At 66.2% G+C, this 18,669-nt stretch carries 24 protein-coding genes; 4 read left to right on the top strand and 20 right to left on the bottom strand.

The annotated features are described in order from the left end of the window. Positions 1-121 precede the first annotated feature (121 nt). Positions 122-448 (top strand): ImmA/IrrE family metallo-endopeptidase, encoded by a 327-nt coding sequence (locus tag RIL96_RS08500; RefSeq protein WP_310548583.1) that lies wholly within the window; start codon positions 122-124, stop codon positions 446-448. A gap of 7 nt (positions 449-455) precedes the next feature. On the opposite strand, the gene RIL96_RS08495 is transcribed toward RIL96_RS08500, so the two are convergent. From RIL96_RS08495 to RIL96_RS08485, 3 genes are all read right to left on the bottom strand, one after another. After that, positions 456-680: a helix-turn-helix domain-containing protein gene (locus RIL96_RS08495; RefSeq protein ID WP_310548594.1), complete on the bottom strand. Its 225-nt coding sequence runs from the start codon at positions 678-680 to the stop codon at positions 456-458. A gap of 79 nt (positions 681-759) precedes the next feature. After that, positions 760-1,596, bottom strand: a complete 837-nt coding sequence (locus RIL96_RS08490) for a DUF4192 family protein (RefSeq protein ID WP_310548582.1) — start codon at positions 1,594-1,596, stop codon at positions 760-762. Between the two features lie 3 nt (positions 1,597-1,599). After that, positions 1,600-2,298 carry a hypothetical protein gene (locus RIL96_RS08485; protein ID WP_310548581.1) on the bottom strand — a complete coding sequence of 233 codons (699 nt, stop codon included), beginning with the start codon at positions 2,296-2,298 and terminating at the stop codon, positions 1,600-1,602. A 206-nt stretch (positions 2,299-2,504) separates the two neighbouring features. On the opposite strand from RIL96_RS08485, the gene RIL96_RS08480 reads away from it, so the two are divergent. Further along, positions 2,505-3,041 (top strand): hypothetical protein, encoded by a 537-nt coding sequence (locus RIL96_RS08480; RefSeq protein WP_310548580.1) that lies wholly within the window; start codon positions 2,505-2,507, stop codon positions 3,039-3,041. A gap of 58 nt (positions 3,042-3,099) precedes the next feature. On the opposite strand, the gene RIL96_RS08475 is transcribed toward RIL96_RS08480, so the two are convergent. The 15 genes from RIL96_RS08475 to ffh all read right to left on the bottom strand — a co-directional run bounded on the left by RIL96_RS08475 (position 3,100) and on the right by ffh (position 13,718). Next, the gene (locus RIL96_RS08475; RefSeq protein ID WP_310548579.1) at positions 3,100-3,471 is read right to left on the bottom strand and encodes a hypothetical protein; all 372 of its coding nucleotides are present in this window, start codon (positions 3,469-3,471) and stop codon (positions 3,100-3,102) included. 13 nt (positions 3,472-3,484) lie between these two features. Continuing rightward, entirely contained in the window at positions 3,485-3,712 is a 228-nt protein-coding gene (locus RIL96_RS08470; protein ID WP_310548578.1) for a hypothetical protein, read from the bottom strand. 60 nt (positions 3,713-3,772) lie between these two features. Next, positions 3,773-4,300, bottom strand: coding sequence for an antirestriction protein ArdA (locus tag RIL96_RS08465; protein WP_310548577.1), 528 nt, complete (start codon positions 4,298-4,300; stop codon positions 3,773-3,775). A gap of 61 nt (positions 4,301-4,361) precedes the next feature. Next, a complete protein-coding gene (locus tag RIL96_RS08460) occupies positions 4,362-4,934 on the bottom strand; it encodes a hypothetical protein (RefSeq protein WP_310548576.1) in 573 nt (190 codons plus the stop codon). Between the two features lie 121 nt (positions 4,935-5,055). Continuing rightward, positions 5,056-5,508, bottom strand: a complete 453-nt coding sequence (locus RIL96_RS08455; RefSeq protein WP_310548575.1) for a helix-turn-helix domain-containing protein — start codon at positions 5,506-5,508, stop codon at positions 5,056-5,058. A 445-nt stretch (positions 5,509-5,953) separates the two neighbouring features. Next, the gene (locus RIL96_RS08450; protein WP_310548574.1) at positions 5,954-7,147 is read right to left on the bottom strand and encodes a YifB family Mg chelatase-like AAA ATPase; all 1,194 of its coding nucleotides are present in this window, start codon (positions 7,145-7,147) and stop codon (positions 5,954-5,956) included. Beyond that, entirely contained in the window at positions 7,144-7,518 is a 375-nt protein-coding gene (locus RIL96_RS08445; protein WP_310548573.1) for a YraN family protein, read from the bottom strand. The genes RIL96_RS08450 and RIL96_RS08445 overlap by 4 nt, the downstream gene beginning before the upstream one ends. Positions 7,519-7,687: 169 nt before the next feature. Continuing rightward, a complete protein-coding gene (gene rnhB, locus RIL96_RS08440; protein WP_310548572.1) occupies positions 7,688-8,398 on the bottom strand; it encodes a ribonuclease HII in 711 nt (236 codons plus the stop codon). Positions 8,399-8,411: 13 nt separating this feature from the next. Beyond that, complete coding sequence (lepB, locus tag RIL96_RS08435; protein ID WP_310548571.1) at positions 8,412-9,152, bottom strand: signal peptidase I; 741 nt, start codon at positions 9,150-9,152, stop codon at positions 8,412-8,414. 54 nt (positions 9,153-9,206) lie between these two features. Beyond that, on the bottom strand, positions 9,207-9,602 hold the full coding sequence (gene rplS / locus RIL96_RS08430; protein ID WP_310548570.1) for a 50S ribosomal protein L19: 396 nt from the start codon (positions 9,600-9,602) through the stop codon (positions 9,207-9,209). Between the two features lie 205 nt (positions 9,603-9,807). Beyond that, on the bottom strand, positions 9,808-10,566 hold the full coding sequence (trmD, locus tag RIL96_RS08425) for a tRNA (guanosine(37)-N1)-methyltransferase TrmD (RefSeq protein ID WP_310548593.1): 759 nt from the start codon (positions 10,564-10,566) through the stop codon (positions 9,808-9,810). Between the two features lie 5 nt (positions 10,567-10,571). After that, positions 10,572-11,174 (bottom strand): ribosome maturation factor RimM, encoded by a 603-nt coding sequence (rimM, locus tag RIL96_RS08420; protein WP_310548569.1) that lies wholly within the window; start codon positions 11,172-11,174, stop codon positions 10,572-10,574. A gap of 23 nt (positions 11,175-11,197) precedes the next feature. Then, positions 11,198-11,440: an RNA-binding protein gene (locus RIL96_RS08415; protein ID WP_310548592.1), complete on the bottom strand. Its 243-nt coding sequence runs from the start codon at positions 11,438-11,440 to the stop codon at positions 11,198-11,200. A gap of 18 nt (positions 11,441-11,458) precedes the next feature. Further along, on the bottom strand, positions 11,459-11,896 hold the full coding sequence (gene rpsP / locus RIL96_RS08410; RefSeq protein ID WP_310548567.1) for a 30S ribosomal protein S16: 438 nt from the start codon (positions 11,894-11,896) through the stop codon (positions 11,459-11,461). 193 nt (positions 11,897-12,089) lie between these two features. Beyond that, positions 12,090-13,718 (bottom strand): signal recognition particle protein, encoded by a 1,629-nt coding sequence (ffh, locus tag RIL96_RS08405; RefSeq protein WP_310548566.1) that lies wholly within the window; start codon positions 13,716-13,718, stop codon positions 12,090-12,092. A gap of 222 nt (positions 13,719-13,940) precedes the next feature. On the opposite strand from ffh, the gene ftsY reads away from it, so the two are divergent. Continuing rightward, positions 13,941-15,164 carry a signal recognition particle-docking protein FtsY gene (gene ftsY / locus RIL96_RS08400; protein WP_310548565.1) on the top strand — a complete coding sequence of 408 codons (1,224 nt, stop codon included), beginning with the start codon at positions 13,941-13,943 and terminating at the stop codon, positions 15,162-15,164. Between the two features lie 45 nt (positions 15,165-15,209). Here the strand turns inward: ftsY and RIL96_RS08395 are convergent, their stop codons facing one another. After that, positions 15,210-15,770 carry a GNAT family N-acetyltransferase gene (locus RIL96_RS08395; RefSeq protein ID WP_310548564.1) on the bottom strand — a complete coding sequence of 187 codons (561 nt, stop codon included), beginning with the start codon at positions 15,768-15,770 and terminating at the stop codon, positions 15,210-15,212. Positions 15,771-15,960: 190 nt separating this feature from the next. Between RIL96_RS08395 and RIL96_RS08390 the strand changes: the two genes are divergently transcribed. Continuing rightward, the gene (locus RIL96_RS08390; RefSeq protein WP_310548563.1) at positions 15,961-17,358 is read left to right on the top strand and encodes an ammonium transporter; all 1,398 of its coding nucleotides are present in this window, start codon (positions 15,961-15,963) and stop codon (positions 17,356-17,358) included. Here RIL96_RS08390 and RIL96_RS08385 read toward each other — a convergent pair. After that, the gene (locus RIL96_RS08385) at positions 17,324-18,565 is read right to left on the bottom strand and encodes an MFS transporter (RefSeq protein WP_310548562.1); all 1,242 of its coding nucleotides are present in this window, start codon (positions 18,563-18,565) and stop codon (positions 17,324-17,326) included. The two genes, RIL96_RS08390 and RIL96_RS08385, sit on opposite strands and share 35 nt — an antisense overlap. Positions 18,566-18,669: the final 104 nt, after the last annotated feature.

Below are 18,669 nucleotides of genomic sequence, written 5' to 3'. Positions count from 1 at the left end.
CAGGCCGCCCAGTGGGCAAGCCAGATCAGATGTCACCTATCCGTGCGGCAGTCCCCGGTGGATCGATGAGCGAGTACCTGTCATTCAGCAGACAGGCCGATGGGGCAAGAAGTGCGGATTCGTGATCTGGACTCTCTTCCACGAGATCGGGCACGTGCTCAACGACCCACGCGGGGAGATGCACGTGGAGTACTCCACTCCGAAGAAGCGCAACTCAGCCGCGGAGAAGAACGCCAACGAGTTCGCGCGCAAGATCCTCTTCGGAGAGGCGGGACTCGAGCCGTTCCGTGGCCGTCTGAAGGACCACGAGATCAGGGCAGTGGCCAAGGAAATTGGCATCGCGCCAGGTGTTGCCGTGCATCAGCTTCACCGGAGCAGATGGCTCGACTACAAGTACGGGAATCAGCTTTTCGTGGACCTATCCGCCACATGGGGTGACTTCAGCTGAGAGAGTCCTACTCGCGTCTTTCTCGGCGTTGCTCCTCGTACATCCGCTCGATGTACTCCTCGAGCTTCGCGTCCTCAATGCGCCACTGACCGCGCCCGCCGATCTGGATGCCCTCGATCTCACCGCGCTTGATCAGTGCTCGCATCTGAGACATCGAGATCGCCAGCGCCTCGGCGACCTCATCCAGCGTGTAGAACTTCCTCCCCATGCCCTCGAGCTTAGGCACAGTCACTGCGTCCAAGCGAGGGGTGTGAAAAAAAGATCCCCCGCCCCGGAGGTGATGCTCCAGAGCGAGGGATCTCGTGGCGCAGCTACTGGCTGCGGTTCTCCTTCCTGAACCTGGCATGGCTGGTCGCGTAGGTCTGCGCGAACGGGTGGATCGTGGCGGTCATCCTGCGGGCGAACTCCACCACCGGGCTGTCGGAGTCCTCGGCGTGGGTGAGGATCTCAGCCGCCAGAGTGCCCTGGCCCTGGGCGTGGACGATGAGCGTCTTCGCGCCGATCACCAGCGGCTTCACGTGGGGAGCGCACCGAGCCACAGCATCGTCGATCTGGTGCTCCAGCTCGGTGATCGCCGGCCAGTCCGGCTCCTCGGCGTCCAGCAGCATCGGGATCAGCGGAGTCAGCAGGTAGTCCACTGAGGCCTTGTCCGGGTAGGAGATCTCCTGCCGCGGCTGGTTCACCCAGGCAGCAGCCTCCTCGGCCGGGTCCGGCTTCTGGTCGATCTGCAGGTAGGGATGCCGGGTGAGCGCCTTCCGCAGAGCGATGGGCCCGCGGACCTCGTCGGTCAGGCGGTGTTCCACAGCGATGGGGATCTCGCCGAACGCTGAGCTGAGCGCGATGGAGATCCGGTCCAGAGTCTCCTCGGCGTGGTTGTGCTGCTGGTCGCAGACGATCACGCAGATACCCTCGGGGGCCTTCTCCGGGTCAGCGGTCAGCCACGTGGCCACCTGCTCGGCGTAAGCCTCGGGCATGGAGGCGATGGGGTCCAGGTCCACTCGCAGGTGGCCCTGGGTCGTCCCATCACGCAGGCCGATGAGGACCAGGGAGTCCTCGGGCACACGGCCGAAGGTGTGCTGGGTCAGTGCAAGGGCATCGCCCAGCTCGACGATGGACAGCGGGTTGGTGCCGTGGGCGGTCTCGGTCATGGATCAGTCTCCAATCGGTGAGTACATGGCGTAGGGCAGGCCGCCGTGCATACGGGGATCGGCGACGAGGAGGTTTCCCGCAGCGTCCTGGTGAAAGTGCTGCCGGGAGAGGGTGATCTGACTGGGGCCCTCTAGACCCAGCGCTTCGGTGTAGATGTGGTCTCGCGTGACCTTCACAATCCGCCTAGGGCGCGGTTCGCGGTACGGGCCGAACGTGTACCGCACCTCGTGGTCGCCCCAGGCCTGAAGGACTCTCCTGGCCTCGGCTGCAGCGATGCGGCGCGATTGCTGGCCGAAGCCTGCATCCGCGAACGCCGCCAAGCACGCCTGCCGGGACTCGCCGCGTGCGATCAACTGCGGGTAAGTCCTGACCGTCTCCAGTGAGTTCTTGCGACTGAGTTGAGAGGCCGGAGGTAGGTCTGGGTAGTCCCGGCCAAGTGCCGCAGTGGGCTCCGTGAAGGTGTCTACTACGCTCTGGGCCTCGGCGAGCTGACGGCGAAGATGCTCGCGCCCTTCGGCAGTCGCGGCAACGCGTTTCAGGGCCTGTTCGTGTTGTCGATTGACTTGATCGGGTTCCGCTTCAAACCCCGCAACCTGCGTGTCAGCAAGGCACTGTGCGGCGGCCTCGAGGGCGGAGTTCGCCTCAGCAGAATCGGGAAGCAGGGGGTTCTCAGCAGTCCGGGTGGTGGTGTCAGCATTCAAAGGCGTGCTCCTCACACTCAGGGCAGGTGTCAGGAGCCGCCCGGGGCCGCCCTCGGCGGCGCACTAGGAGCTGAAGACGTGGGCCACCGAGAACACATAGTCGAAGTGGCCTTGCGCAATGTGATGATCAACACCAGGGTGCGTTCAGCTTCAGTTGGGAGCGTTCACAGAGTCAGCGGTAACTGAGCATGAGGAGAGTGACAGGCATGACCCTTGAGATCCCCGACTTCGACCCCCGCGAGGTGCGCGAGAAGATCGAGAAGATGGAGAGCGAAGGGGATGAGCCGCGAATCCCCGAGACCGCTCCTGAAGAGCTGCGCGCGATGGAGCAACACATGATCGCGATTCGGCCTCGACTCTTGGAGGAATACCGGGAGAAGGAGAAGCAGTGGGAGCACTTCAAGGCAAACGCGACCCCTGAGCAGCTCGAAGAGCACAAGAAGGTGGTCGAGGCTCTTGAGGCGCAGAAGAAGGACGAAGAGCTTGCATGGAAACTTCGCCAGATCAACAGCGACAACTACCGTGACAACGAGGGAATCGTCGTGCAGAAGGTCCACCACGAGGACTGGGACACCTACGTGGATGAGGTGCGTGAGGTGTTGGACGCCGCCGCCGAGCCGGAGAAGGTGATTCTCAAGGCCCTGATGATGGCACTGACGACTGAATATCTTCACGGCCTCGGCATGCACCCGGGTGAGGGTGAGGGTGAGGCCGAGGAGGAGGAAGCCGCTGAGCAGGACTGACCCTCACAGCAGAAAAGAAGACCCCCGCACCGTAAGGTGTCGGGGGTCTTCTGCTGTCTTACCGAATCCGCTGAGCGGTCTCTGCGAGAGTCAGCGGCTCTTCGAGGAAGGTCTTCTCCAGCCAGTAGACCCGCAGCTCGTCGTGAGGCGTCGGCCCCTTGTGGATCATCTCGGGGGTGACCTCGTCCGCGGTGCGGGCGGTGTACCAGTCACCGATGTTGATCCCGCCCTCGCGGCAGGTCGCACAGGCGATGAACGCCTGGATCTCAGGCGGGTCAGGCATCGTCCTCTTCAGCTCGTCACGGACCTCCAGGGCAGCTTCGACCATCGCGTCCCATTCCCAGTCAGGATCGGCTAGGACCTCATCGAACCGCTTGATCTGGGCGCGGATGATCTCCTCGGTCCGCATGAGCTTCTCGTCGGTGGTCATGGTTCTCCTCTCTTCAGAGTCCTGCGCACGGGTAGAACTTCAGGTTCCAGAAGTCCTCTTCGGTGTATCCGTCGTCGATAAAGTCGGCGTTGTAGTCGTAGAAGGCCTCGCGCTGGGTCGTGGCCTCGGCGTAGCCGGCGAGGTCGAAGCCTCGGCGGACCTTCTTCTTGATGTCGGCGCATCCCGGGGCGTGGATCTCGGGGTCACCGAACGGGCTGTTGACGTAGGCGATCTTGGGCATGGGGAACCTCCTGGTGAGGGTGGTCTTGGGTGTGAGAGGGACGCTTAAGGAAGCGACAAATCAGTGGTCCCGGAGGACGTAGACGCCTCCCTCGGAGGCATCGAGCACGGTGTAGTCGTGCTGCAGGTCGTCAGTCCAGGACTGCCAGTTGAAGTACCGGGCGATGTGCTCGGGGATGCCGCTGAGCATCCCGGTCTCGTCGGCGAGGTTGTGGGCGTACTGCTCGAAGGAGTCCCAGTGGCCGGCGTAGCGGTCGGTGAACTCTCCGTGGTCGGGCAGGTTCTCCCCGTCCAGGACGTAGGAGCCGGAGCCGATCCAGGCCAGGAATGCCGGCAGCAGGTGCTCGTCGACCTCGTCGAGGTGCCGGGCGAGCTTGGCAGCCTCATGCGGCGAGCACTCGCCCTCGATGGGCAGGTGCTCGTGATCCATGACCCAGAGCTCCTCGTGAGGAGTCTGGTGGCCGTGGAGCTTCTCCGGGGTGATCTCATCAGCTGTAGCGGCTTCGTACCAGTTGCCGGTCAGGGCACCGGCGTTGTAGCAGGCCAGGCAGCCGATCCAGACAGCGGGGGTGATGGTGGCGACAGACACGGGCAGCTCCTCTCGGTCGGGATGACGTTCGAGGAGCTACCCGGCTCCGCCTCCGGCGGTGCTACTGCTGCAGGATCTGGCAGGCCTCGGCGAAGGCCACCGAGGACTGAGGGTCCAGACCAGGCAGCAGCTCACCCAGGGACTCACGGATCGAGACGCCCAGCAGCATCAGCACCAGCGAGCCCACGCGGCGGGCCTCGTCGGAGAGATGCTGGGGAACCTCGAAGGTGGTGAGCTCGTCATCCAGCGGGAAGACGAACCCCATCCAGCCGCAGTCATCGCTGGCGACCAGCGCTGTGACCAGCTCCGCATAGTGCGGGGAGCGAGTCAGCAGATGCGTCGCAGCACGATGCTGAGGGGTGGATTCCACCGCCATCAGACGCTCGGCCTCGATGGGCTCGGCGACTAAGGGAGCGACCTGGATGGTGCGGAAGTGCTCGGCGTCCTCCGCAGTGAGACCTGGAGTCTCGGAGGAGCTCAGCGTCAGCAGATGCTCGAGGTTGTGGCGAGCCTCCTGCAGGCGCTGGACCACGAAATCGTGGTTCACCCGAGCGGGGTAGATCCCCTCGAGCAGCGAAATCTGATCACGGATCAGAGACTGTGCTGCGGGGGACAGGGTGATGATGTCGTTCAAAGAACTACCTCCACTATGTGATTACCAAGCTGCTCTGCTGCCCGGTGCAGCCTGCGGCTGCTTCTGGGCATGACAAACCCCGGTGGGGTCTCAGCTTGGAGAGGTAGTGCCGGAGAGACTATCAGGAACCCGCCGAGGCTTCACGCTCGTTGCGCTCAGCCGCCCGTCGAGCGATCTCGTCGAGTAGCTCCTGGTCGGTGAAGGTGGACAGCACCCTGCGGGCCAGCCTCAGGTGAGCGGCCGCAGCAGCCTGACTCTCCTCATCGCTGGGCAGGGACTTCTCCAGCGCGGGCTCCTCGGAGAGCTCGTGGATCGCCCGGGCACGGTTGGGGCTGGCGTGGCGCAGCTGGTCAGGGGTGATGGACAGGGCTCGGGCCAGCTTCACCAGGGTCTTGTCCGACGGCGGGGCAGGGATGGAGCCGCCGGTCTTGTAGCGCACACCCTGGATGGCGGAGTGGATGGTGGCCTTCGACAGGCCGGTGGCCTCGGCCAGCTCGGGCACGGGGATGCCGGAGAGGGACTGGACTTCCTTCAGCAGCTTGGACTCAGGCGGGACGGTGTGCTCATCAGTCATGGGTGCGTACCTTCCTGGTCTACGAGGCCATTGTGTGAATACTATCGCGCGTCTGGTGATCTACTAACACTCACGATGAAGCACGCACAGAACCCCACCACAGCTCCTGGTGAGCAGCGGTTCTCCACCTACCCCCTCTGCTCACCAGGTTCTCACCCCTCTGCTCACCGCCTCTGGCCCGTCATTCCGGGGGTTTCGGGGCTGCGGTGAGCAGAGTGAGCAAGATTCTTGATCTCGCGCTCAGCGGGACCAAAATCCATCACCCCACCCCGAAGCCGGTCATTATGTACGCAACCGGAGGGCCGGCCACTCCTGCTCACCGTGCTCACTCTGCTCACCAAACCTGCTCTGACCTAGGGTTTCACCGGTGAGCAGAGCGGTGAGGAGGCAGTTTAGCCGGGTCACTGTGCTCACTTCCCGGGCTTCCTGGCCACGCTTGACACACCTAAAGCATATAACCGCAGGGACAGGGGTTGGCGGCCAGCACCAACTGGAACTCCGCCGGATAGGTGACCGCTCCGGCGGCACGGTGCAGGGTGATCCCGCCGGTCTCCAGAGGCTGTCGCAAGGCATCCAAGGTAGTGCGGGGAAACTCCGGGGCCTCGTCGAGGAACAATACGCCGTGGTGAGCCCGCGTCACGGCACCCGGGCGGGCCATCCGCGCCCCACCACCGATCAACGACGCCGTGGAGGCGCTGTGGTGCGGCGCCTCGAAGGGTGGACGTCGGCGCAGTGCTGTGACCGGCTCGGCCCCACCGGCGATCGACGAGATCGCGGTGACCTCAGTGGCCGCCGCATCCTGAAGCGGCGGCAGAATACTCGGCAGACGTTCGGCCAACATGGTCTTCCCCGCACCGGGTGGCCCCATCATCAACAAGTGATGTCCTCCGGCGGCCGCGATCTCCAACGCCAGCCGGGCCTCATATTGGCCTCGGACATCTCGCAGGTCCAGGACCTCAGCCCTCTCACCGTGCATCTGGGACGCCCCTGGAGCCGCAGCAGGCTGTGCATTCTCAACAGACTCTGCTGTATACCAGGGCTCCGCACCGTCCGAGCTTCCGCCGGTGTGACGGTCAAGCTGCAGCCTCTGGCTGTCGAATCCGGCGCTGCGCAGTTCCTGCCTGGTCTTCGACACCACCGCGAAGGCCGCCAAGACCTCGGCGACGTGAGAGGCGGAGAGGACCTCAAGCCCGGGCACCAGAGCGGCCTCGGCGGCGTTCTCCCGGCTGACCACCATCATCTCCACGCCCGCCCGCGCCGCTGCGGCGGCCGCGGGCAACACGCCTCGAACCGGGCGCAGCCGCCCGTCCAAACCCAGTTCGGCGAGAAAGACGACCTCGTCAGTGCCCCGGACTCGTCCGTCGGCGGCCCAGGCACCCATGAGGATCGCCAGGTCCAGCCCGGACCCGGACTTCGACAGGGAGGCCGGCAGCAGATTGATGGTGAGTCGACGGTCGGTCAGCGCCACGCCGGTGTTCTTCGCCGCGGCCCGGATCCTGTCCTGGCTCTCCCGCAAGGAGGCATCCGGCAGGCCCAGCAGCACGAACGCCGGCAGAGACTGTCCGATATCGGCTTCGACGTCGATGAGATGTCCCCGCAGACCCACGAGCACCACACCGCGCGTACGTCCCATCGTCATCGGTACACGCCTCGCAGATGCTCGATGCTCGGCGCCCCGTGATGGTCCGTCTGCGCCGCACCGAGGATCACGGCCACCACATCGACGCGCCGCGGGCAGCGTAACGCCCCGGCTTGGGCCGCGTAGTCGGCCAGCAGCAGATGCAGTCGGCGCAGCTTCTCCGCCGAGACAGACTCTGCCGGATGCCCGTATCCGCGCCCCCGCCTGGTTTTGACTTCGACGGCGACGAGTTCGCCGTCGTCGACGGTGATCAGGTCCACCTCACCACGTCCGGTGCGCCACCGGCGTTCCAGCACCACCTGCCCGAGGCCGCGCAGATGATCTGCCGCCAATTCCTCGCCGATCAGGCCGGTCCGATCTTTCGCCCGCATCTGCCCTCGTTCTCCTCCCCGTAGGCCGGAGAGGATCGCCATCCTTCCGGCCGGTGCTCAGACCCAGCGCCGGGGAACCCGGTCTCGCTGTCTGAGGCATCACTCTGCCGGGGTCAGCCGGTACGGCACGAGTCGAGATGGGCAGGCTGTGGAGGGCCCGGGCGTGTCGTCAGTCGGTGGAGGCACCTGTGGAGGAGCTTGCGGAGGAGTCTCTCGCCGTCGGGCCCAGATTCCAGCTCTTGCGGTGTAGAGGCGTCACTCCGTGATCGGCCAGCGCCTCACGGTGGGCGGCAGAACCGTAACCCCGGTTGGACTGCCAGGCATACGGCGGGTACTGACGGGCGAACCCCGCCATCAGTTCATCACGCGCCACCTTGGCCAGCACACTGGCAGCAGCCACAGACAATGCTGAGGAGTCGGCCTTGATCATCGGGTGCACCCGCTCGGACCGCCCGCCGGTGAGCCAGTCCTGGGCACCGTCGACGATGACGGCATCGACCCGATGCCCCAATCCGGCCTCGGCGGCGTGCAAGGCGGCGAGCCCAGCCTCACGCAGCGCAGCACTGAGGCCGATGTCATCGATCCGGTGCGCCGCCCGGTGCTGCACGCTGTGCGCGGTAACTTGGGCCTCAATGATCGGGGCCCACCTCATCCGGGCCTGCGGGGTCAGCGCCTTGGAATCGCGCACACCACGCAGCACAGGCCAGACGCCGGTCTGCTCCGCACCGATCTCGGGATGGTCCAGATCGACCACCACCACGCCCACACTGACAGGCCCGGCCAAAGCGCCGCGGCCGACCTCATCGACTCCGGCGACGAACCGTGCACCGGTGCTCTGCGCCAGCGCGAGTTCAGGGATCAGTGTGGCATCTAGCGGCATGGCGTCCGTCCTCTCACGGCACTGCCTCAGCGGCATCGCCGGTTCCGGCGGCGAGACTGCGCCGCTGGGACCAGGGCCAGAACACCTCAGTGACCTCTCCGACCACGCGATCCTCGCTGATCATCCCTCCCCCGGGGGCACCGAGGAGATCTCGGGAATCGACGGAGCTGTGCCGATTATCGCCCATCACCCAGACCCGGCCTTCCGGCACGACCACATCGAACTCCTGACGCGAGGCCGGGTCATCCGCGGAGATCTCCCGGGCGAGGTACTCCTCGTCCTGGGCTTCGCCGTCGATGCTCAGCCGCCCCTGGTCATCACAGCAGGTCACGGTCTCACCGCCGACGCCGATGACACGCTTCACATAGGTCTCCGGGGGTGACCCGATGCCGAACCAATGGCCAATCCTCGCCACAGCGGCAGCCATCGCCCCCTGATCCTCCTGGTATGGCGTGAAGGAGCCGGTGCCGTCGAAGACGATCACGGCGCCGGATTCGACGTCGCCCTCGCCCACCGTCCGGTCCACCAGCATCCGTTCTCCGTCATGAAGCGTCGGCCGCATGGACTCCTGGTGGACGGTATAGACATCGACGACGGCGCTGCGCAGCACGGCGACGAGCACCACGGCCAGGACGGCAACGATGATCACCAGGTGACGCAGCCGCAGACCCGCCGGCAACCGGCGGCAGACAGCCCGCAGGCCCCGCACCTGACCGGTGTCTCCGGTCGGTGCGGGGCCTGCGGGTGAAGTCATCTGTGAGACGGACTCGAGGCGGACCCACAGGTCCACGGCTCGACGGTACGGCTATCAGCCCTCGACGGAGGACTCGACGTCCTCGCCCAGCTGACGGGCGATGGCCGACTCACGCTTCTCCGGGATGCGGGCGGCCTTACCGTGACGCTCACGCATGTAGTACAGCTTGGCGCGACGCACATCACCACGGGCGACGACCTCGATCTTCTCAAGCACCGGGGAGTGCACCGGGAAGGTACGCTCGATGCCCACGCCGAAGGAGACCTTGCGCACGGTGAAGGTCTCACCGACGCCGCTGCCCTGACGGCCGATCACATATCCCTTGAACACCTGAACACGCGAGGTACGGCCCTCAATGATGTTCACGTGGACGTTGACGGTGTCACCGGCGTTGAACTCGGGGATGTCCGAACGCAGGCTGGCTGCGTCGACGAAGTCGAGAGGCTTCATATCTTCTCCTCGGACGACTGCCACAGGTCAGAGGTCCGTGATGTCACAAGCCAGCGGAGCCGCGTGGTGCGGACTCTTCTCAGCACGCTGATACTGGCCAAAGACTCGTCAGTGCCGTCCTCCGCGCGAACTGCGGAGACGGGCGGCTGCTGTCGACGACCGTCCCCCATGGCAGAGCGGTACGTCCGGCAGGCGCGAGGCACAATTATGCCAGATGATCCCCACGCTGGGCCAGGTGGCGCGCATAGAGATCGGGCCTGATCTCCCGAGTCCGGCGCAGCTGCTGCTCACGGCGGTGTTCCGCGATCCGCGCGTGATCACCTGAGAGGAGTACCTCCGGCACCGGCAGGCCGCGCCAGAGAGCCGGTTTGGTGTAGACGGGATACTCGAGCAGCCCGTCGGAGTGGGATTCTTCCTCCAGGGAGACCGGGTTGCCGATCACACCGGGGATGAGCCGGGTGATGGCCTCGACCATGGCGATCACCGCGACCTCGCCGCCGTTGAGCACGTAGTCTCCGATACTCAGGGGCATCACCTCGAAACGCTCCTGGGCCCAGTCGGCCACCCGCTGATCGATGCCTTCATAACGCCCGGCCGCGAAGACCAGGTGCTCACGGCGGGCGAGGTCCTCGGCGATGCTCTGGGTGAAGACGGCACCGGCCGGAGTCGGAATGATCAGGGTCGGACGGGCGGAGTCCGGCGCAGGCTCTGCCGCCTCAGCAGGATCCGGTGTGACATCTGCCAACACACCCTCCAGGGCCAGCGCCCACGGTTCAGGCCGCATCACCATCCCGGCGCCCCCACCGGTGGGGGTGTCGTCGACGGTGCGATGCCGGTCCGTGGTGTGCTCGCGCAGCTGATGGCGGCGGATTTGTAAGAGCCCGTCCTGCTGGGCCCGTCCGATCAGGGAGAGGTCCAGGACGTCGAAGAACTCCGGGAAGATGGAGACCAGGTCCAGGCGCATCGGCGTCATCGCTGCTGGTCCTGCGGAAAGAGACCCTCGGGCGGGGTGAGGATGATTCGTCCCACCTCGGGGTCGATCTCGGGCACGAGTTCGTCGACGAAGGGGACGAGCACTTCCTCACCGTCTGGAGCCCGGACGACGAGGAGGTCCTGCGCCGGACCCGAGAGGATCTCCTCCGCCGTGCCCAGGACGGTTCCGCGATCTCGCTGGCGTCCGGAGAAACAGCGCAGCCCGGCGATCTGGTGGGTGTACCAGCCCTCGTCATCGTGGTGGGAGTCGTCGGAGACCTCGATGTGCAGCATCGACCCGCGCAGGGCCTCGGCAGCGTTGCGGTCGGTGATCTCCTCGAAGCCGAGCAGGCAGATGTCTTTGTTCCACCGTTGGGTGCGCACGGTCAGTGCTGGGGTCTCACGGTCAGCGGTGTCTCGGCCGTGCTGACGGATGAGCGCTTCGCCGGGTGCGAGTCGAGTCTCCGGCTCGTCGGTGAACAGCTGGACGGTGACCTCACCGCGCACGCCGTGGGGCTTACCGATGCGAGCGACCCGCAGGCGCTCGGCCTGCGGGTCGCTGGGCTGCCGACCTCGTGCGGGACGGTCAGTCGATGTCATATCTGCGTGGTCCTCCGTGCCGTTCAGCGACGACGGTCGGTGTCGACGACGTCGACCCGAACCCCCTCGCCGCCGGGCAGCGCACCGACCACAGTGCGCAGTGCCTTGGCGGTGCGGCCTGCCCGGCCGATCACCCGCCCCAGGTCATCCGGGTGGACGCGGACCTGCAGGACGCCGTGACGTCGGCCGAGCTTGCGGCGGACATCGACGTCGTCCGGAGAATCCACGATGCCGCGGACGAGGTGGTCCAGGGCGTCGGTCAGCACGGCGTCAGCAGACATGGATCACTCAGCCTTCTCGGCGTCGGCGTCCTCGGCGGGTGCGGCTTCAGCAGCGGGCTCCTCAGCCGGTGCCTGCTCTGCCGCCTTCGGCTCCTCGGACTTCTCCACGACGACCGAACCCTTGTCCGGCGCCACGAACTCCTCTCGGGGCGCCTTGGTCTTCAGGCGGCCTTCTGCGCCGTCGAGGCCCTTGAACTTCTGCCAGTCACCGGTGACCTTCAGCAGCGCCCGGACCTGCTCGGTCGGCTGGGCGCCGACGCCGAGCCAGTACTGGGCACGCTCAGAATCGATCTCGAGGAACGACGGCTCCTCGGTCGGGTGGTACTTGCCGATCTGCTCGATCGCGGCTCCGTCGCGCTTGACGCGAGAGTCCATGACGACGACGCGGTAGAACGGTGCGCGGATCTTGCCCATCCGCTTGAGGCGAATCTTCACTGCCACGGGTGTGGTCAACTCCTGTTGCTCGTATCAGAGGCGCGGTCGACTATCCGGCTGCGTGGGGAGTGCTGCTCAGGCGATACGACCGCAAAATGACGATGATCGGACGGCGGAGGTAGAGGGTGTCCGCCGCTGACCACAGTACGGATACAGTGTGCCAGAAAAGCACCTCTGACGCGATCCGACCCGCAGAGCCTCAGCGCAGGTACTTATCGAATCCCCGCGGCAGATTCAGCTCCTCGGGCGAGAACTCCCCCGAGGAGCCGCCTCCGCCGAAGCTGGAGCCGTCGAATCGCTTCTCCGCGGCGGCCGAACGACGCTGCTCTGCCTCCCGGGCCTGCTGGGCGGCTTTGGCCGGGTTCCCCGAACGGCCCTTCTTCTTGCCCTTGGCCTGCTGCTGCTTGCGCTTGGACTTCGCACTGCCGGCACCGGCTCCCATCCCCGGAGGCATCCCGCCCCCGGGCATTCCTGCACCCATGCCGGGCATCCCGGCCGGCATGCCTCCTCCGGAGGCCATGCGCTTCATCATCTTCTGCGCCTGGCCGAAGCGTTCCAGCAGCTGGTTGATCTCGGAGACGTGCACACCGGAGCCCTTGGCAATACGGGCTCGCCGGGACCCATTGATGATCTTCGGCGCTGCCCGTTCGTGAGGGGTCATCGAATAGATGATCGCCTCGATGCGTCCAAGTGAGGAGTCGTCGAACTGCTCCAGCTCTTTGCGCATGCCCTGAGCTCCGGGCATCATGCCCAGCAGCTTCTTCATCGAACCCATCTTCTTGAGCTGCTGCATCTGAGCGAGAAAGTCCTCGAGCGTGAAGTCCTCCTGGTCGGCGAACTTCTTGGCCATCTTCGCGGCCTCGCCCTTGTCCCAGGAGGCCTCCGCCTGCTCGATCAGCGAGAGCACATCCCCCATGTCCAGGATGCGCCGGGCCATCCGGTCCGGGTGGAAGACCTCGAAGTCCTTGAGCCCTTCACCGGTGGAGGCGTACATCACCGGCTTACCCGTCACCGAGGCCACGGAGAGCGCCGCACCGCCGCGGGCGTCACCGTCGAGCTTGGAGAGCACCACGCCGGTGAAGTCCACACCCTCGTCGAAGGCCTGGGCGGTGGCGACCGCGTCCTGACCGATCATCGCGTCGATGACGAAGAGGACCTCATGGGCGCCGACAGCGGTGCGGATATCGGAGGCCTGACGCATCAGCTCCTCATCGACGCCGAGGCGCCCGGCGGTGTCGATGATCACCACATCATGCAGCGCCTGCCGCGCCTGGGCCACACCGTCGCGGGCCACCGCCACCGGGTCCCCGGTGGCCACTTCAGCCTCCGAAGACACCCCGGGGTGCGGCGCGTAGACCGGGACACCGGCACGCTGACCACCGACCTGCAGCTGGTTGACCGCGTTGGGGCGCTGGAGGTCACAGGCCACCAGCAGCGGGGTGTGCCCCTGGTTCTTCAGCCGGTAGGCCAGCTTGCCCGCCAGCGTGGTCTTACCGGCGCCCTGCAGACCGGCGAGCATGATGATCGTCGGCGGCTGCTTGGCGAAGGCCAGCTCCCGGGTCTTTCCACCCAGGATGCCCACCAGCTCCTCGTTGACGATCTTGACGACCTGCTGACCCGGGTTCAACGCTTCGGAGACCTCTGCGCCCAGGGCTCGGGCCTTGATCTTGGCGATGAACTGACGGACCACCGGCACGGCGACGTCGGCGTCGAGCAGCGCCCGGCGGATCTCACGGGCGGTGCCGTCGATATCAGCTTCGCTCAGCCGCCCCTTGCCCTTGAGGTTCTTGAAGGTGGCTGTCAGACGGTCGGAGAGGGAGTTGAACACGGGGTGGTCGGTCCTTGGATCGTGGGGTCGGCAGATCGTGGTCTCGGCCTGCTCAGTCCGAGTCTCAGCAGATCACGGGCTCCTCGCCATGCCGTCAGGCACCTCATGCTGAGCACCAGGCGGCAGGCGCGCAATGGAGAGTCTCGTCGGAGAACCAGGGTACCAATCCGCGCGGCTCCCCTGGTCGGCGGTGATGTCACAGGGCTGTGACACACTGGACGGGTGGATTCTCAGGTACTGATTCTCTTCATCGTGTTGGCCGCCGTGCTGGTCGGCCTCGTCAGCCTCTTCTTCGTCCGTGCCGGTCGCGCACGGGGGCTCGAAGACTACCCCGAGACGCGCGACGCCGACGATCCCGCCCCCGGCGATTCTGCTGATTCTGCGTCCGGGACCGCGGACTCAGGCGGCTCTGCGGACTCTGGAGGGTCGGTGGCTCTCGCCGAAGAGGAGCGCACAGCAGCTGCCCCGGACAAGGCAGCCGAGGGCGCCGAGGACTCAGCCACGGCTGTCGAGACCCCGGAACCGGTGGCGGGGCGGCTTGCTCGCCTTCGCGCCCGCCTGGTGAAGTCCAACAACGTCTTCGGTCGCTCGCTGTTGGCCCTGCTGGCCTCTGACGACATCGATGAGGACGTCTGGGAGGAGATCGAGGAGACTCTGCTCACCGCTGACCTGGGCACTGAGCCCACTATGGAGCTGGTGGACCGGCTGCGTGAGCGGGTGAAGGTGGAGGGCTCCACCGATCCGGACCGAGTACGGGCCATGCTGCATGAAGAGCTCACCGCTCTGATCGACCCCGCCTGGGACCGCAGTCTCAACGTCGAGGCCGCCGGGCGTCCCGCCGTGGTGATGGTGGTCGGGGTCAACGGTGTGGGCAAGACCACCACAGTGGGCAAGCTGGCCCGTGTACTGGTGGCCGAGGACAAAGACGTGGTGCTCGGCGCTGCCGACACCTTCCGCGCGGCAGCCGCGGAGCAGCTGGCGACCTGGGGATCCCGGGTGGGAGTACCGACGGTGAAGTCCGACGTCGAGGGCGCGGACCCCGCCTCAGTCGCTTACGACGCGGTGGATGCCGGTATCGAGCATGAAGTCGATGTGGTGATGGTAGACACGGCGGGCCGCCTGCAGAATAAGGCGAACCTCATGGACGAACTCGGCAAGGTCAAGCGAGTCATCGAGAAGCGTTCCGAGGTCGATGAGGTCCTGCTGGTGCTGGATGCGACCACCGGCCAGAACGGCCTCAACCAGGCCAAGGTGTTCTCCGAGGTGGTCAACGTCACCGGGATTGTGCTCACCAAGCTCGATGGGACGGCCCGCGGCGGCATCGTCGTAGCGATCCAGCGGCAGCTCGGTGTGCCGGTGAAACTCGTCGGACTCGGCGAAGGACCGGATGACCTGGCGCCCTTCGACGTCGAGAGCTTCGTCGACGCCCTGCTCGAGGACCGCTGAACACCTGAGCCGGGCTTATTCGTCCGGCTCATAGCTTCGCCCGGCTCAGAGCGGGCGTTTCATACCGTCATGGCTGGGTGCGTAGCCGAGATGTTCGTAGAAGCGACGCGCGTCGAGGCGGCTGCGGTCTGTGGTCAGCTGTGCCAGACTCGCCCCGTGAGCGCGTCCATACTGGTGCGCCCAGTCGAAGAGCGCCGTCCCCACGCCCGCACCGCGGACTGAGGCGGCAAGCCGGACCGATTCGATCTGCAGACGGGTAGCTCCGGCGCGGGAAAGCCCAGGGATCAGGGTCAGCTGCATCGTGCCGAGCAGCGGCGCTTCTTCAGCATGTCCCAAAGGATATTCCGGGGCCTGCTCCCCCGCCTGTTCCGGCTTCCCAGGCTCGCCGCGGAGGACGATGAGCAGGTGCTGCGGGTCGGCATCGATGGCCCGGAACGCACGCAGATAGACCTCGGCATCGGCACTTTCGCGTCGGGCACCTAAGCTGTCATCGGCCAACAGCTCCACGATGGGCTCGACGTCAGCCTCCACAGCTCTCTGCACTGTGTAGCGACGCCCACCGGTCTCCAGCACTGCTGGAAGCTCCACCGGATCACGGGGTATCACGGCAGCCCCTTCTGAATTTCTCTGGTCCTGTCATCTCTCAACTCTGGCGCGTCTGACGGAAATTTCGGCTCACCGCATTTTACGCGGCCGAAACATGGCCGAGCCCGTTCGGAAACATGACCGGCGAATCATGGAGCCTGCCGTCCACCGGTGAGAGGCACCGGCGGACACTCGTATCCGGGAGGTTGTGATGGAACTGGGATCTCTGGACGTCTGGATGATCGTGGCCGGAGCACTGGTGCTGCTGATGACACCGGGCCTGGCCTTCTTCTACGGCGGACTGACTCAGGCGAAGTCCTCAGTCAACATGATGATGATGAGCTTCGCCGCGATGGGCCTGGTGGCCCTGGTCTGGGCCCTCTGGGGCTCCTCCGTGGCCGCTGGTAACTCGGTGGCGGGCGTCTTCGGCAACCCGTTCAGCGACTTCGGGCTGTACACGACTCTCGCCGAGGACCCTGCTGCGCTGATCGGCGTCGGCTTCGGCGCCACCTTCGCCATCATCACCGTGGCCCTAATCTCCGGTGCGATCGCCGACCGCGCCAAGTTCTCCGCCTGGATGGTCTTCGTCCCCGTCTGGGTAACTCTGGTCTACTGCCCCCTGGCCTTCATGGTCTGGGGCGACGGTGGTCTGCTCGTCGAGGGTGGCGCCGTGGGCGACGCCCTCGGTGAGGCCGTCGACTACGCCGGTGGTCTCGTCGTCCACATGTGCGCCGGTCTGGCGGCTCTGGTCCTGGCGCTGATCCTGGGCAAGCGCGGCAACTTCGATCGCCGGGAACAGCACCGTCCACACAACACTCCATTCGTCCTGCTGGGCTGCTCGATGCTGTGGTTCGGCTGGTTCGGCTTCAACACCGGTGCCGCCGAGGAGGCCGGCGAGGCTGGCCTGATCTGGGTGAACACGCTGGTGGCTCCGGCCGCCGGGCTGGTGGCCTGGCTGCTGACACAGCAGCTGCGTGGTCACCGCCCCAACGCGCTGGGCGCCGCCTCGGGCATCGTGGCCGGTCTGGTCGCCATCACTCCGGCCTGCGCCTTCGTCGACCCCGTCAGCGCCATCGCGATCGGCGCCATCGCCGGTGCGGTCTGCTGCCTGGCGGTGGAGCTGAAGTACCGCCTCGGCTTCGACGACACTCTCGACGTCGTCGGCCTGCACTTCGTAGCGGGGCTATGGGGCACATTGGCCATCGGCCTGGTGGGCCGTGCCGAGCTCATCGACGGCGAACGTTCGGGACTGCTGCTCGGCGGCGGTGCCGATCTGATGGTGGCCCAGTTGGTGGCCTGTGCGATCACACTGGGCTTCACAGTGGTGATGACGCTGCTGATCGGCGGCGCGATCCACGCGACCATGGGCTTCCGCGTCCCTGCTGACGAGGAGGCCCGCGGCGTGGATGCCACCCAGCACGACGAGTCCGCCTACATCTTCGACGGCCTGTTCCCGGCCCAGGCCGATGGGCAGGTCCAGTCGAGCGCAGCTGACGATCAGGCCCAGTCGAGCGCAGCGAGCCTCGCCTCAGATTCTGCTGCCGAGGACTCCCCGGAGGCTGCGGCGGGGAAGGTCAGCGCTCAGTCGGCGTCGGCCGGTTCCGTATGAGCGTCTCCGGCGCTCGGGTCCAGGCGGCGGCGCCGATCATCAGGATCACCCCGGTGATGGCGAACGCCCAGGTGTAACCCAACTGGTCCACCAGCAGCCCAGCGAGCAGCGGACCGACGATCGCTCCGGAGTCCTGGACCATCTGGAAGGTCGAGACCACCTGTCCGCCGTTGCGGCCCTCTCCGACGATGTCGGCGAGGGCCGCCTGCTGTGCGGGGTTCACCAGGCCGGTGCCGGCACCGGCGATGACGCTGAGGATGATGAGCACCAGCGGGTGTGGAGCCAGGCCGAAGACTCCGGTGGAGACCGCGGCGACGGCCATACCGAGAATGATCGGCCGACGTCGGCCGTAGAGGTCGCTGCGCCGGGAGAAGACCAGCACTGCGGCGACGTTGCCGGCTGCGAAGGCGGCGAGCACCACTCCGGCGAGCTGGCCGGAGTCGACGATCCAGCCGGTGCCGGCGAAGGCGGCTGCGGCGAAGAGCGGGACCACGGAGTTGCGCATCCCGAAGGTGGCCCAGCCGTTGGCGAAACCGGCGGTCAGCGCCGCTCGGTAGGAGGGGTGGCCCCAGGCGGTGCGCAGCGTGGTGACCTCGCGGGTGTCCTGTGTCTTGCGGTCCTCCAGCCGCGAGCGGCGGAGCATGATGAAGACGATCATCGCTGCCAGCACCAGGGCGGCCCCGTAGACCAGGAACGGCACCTTCTGCCCGAAGGTCAGCAGGCCTGAGCCCATCAGCGGGCCGACGACGTTGCCGATCAGGAAGGCCGAGGCGAAGGCCCCGGCCACTTTTCCGCGGATCTGCGGCGGCGATTTCCGGGCGAGGAAGGTCATCGCCGCCACGGTGAAGAAAGTGGACCCGATGCCGCCGACCGAGCGGAACGCCAGCAGCAGCTCATAGCTCGGCGCGTAGGCGGTGGCGATCATGGAGACCGCGACGATGAGCAGGCCGACCACGTAGACCGGGGACTCCCCCAGACTGTGGGTCAGCCGACCGGACAACGGAGCGAACAGCAGGCGGAAGAGCCCGAAGGCGGAGACCACGGCGGAGACGGCCAGGGCGGAGACCCCGAAGTCCGAAGCGTACTGCGGAAGAATCGGCGCCACGATGCCGAAGCCGATCGCCACGATGAACGAGGCACCGATCATGACTTTCAGCTCCGGCGGGATCTTCACCGGTTCCGGGGTGGTCGTCTCCGCCTCAGCCATCTGCGCTCCTCGCCCTCGTCTTCTGTGGGGCCCTCTTCGTCGTCTGGCCGCTCACCGATCCACACTCTGGACGACGCGGCCTTCCAGTCCGAGGTTGTACAACG

It is taken from the genome of Nesterenkonia aerolata, from assembly GCF_031470965.1.
Classification (GTDB): Bacteria; Actinomycetota; Actinomycetes; order Actinomycetales; family Micrococcaceae; genus Nesterenkonia; species Nesterenkonia aerolata.
This window is presented reverse-complemented; position numbering and strand designations above follow the sequence as displayed.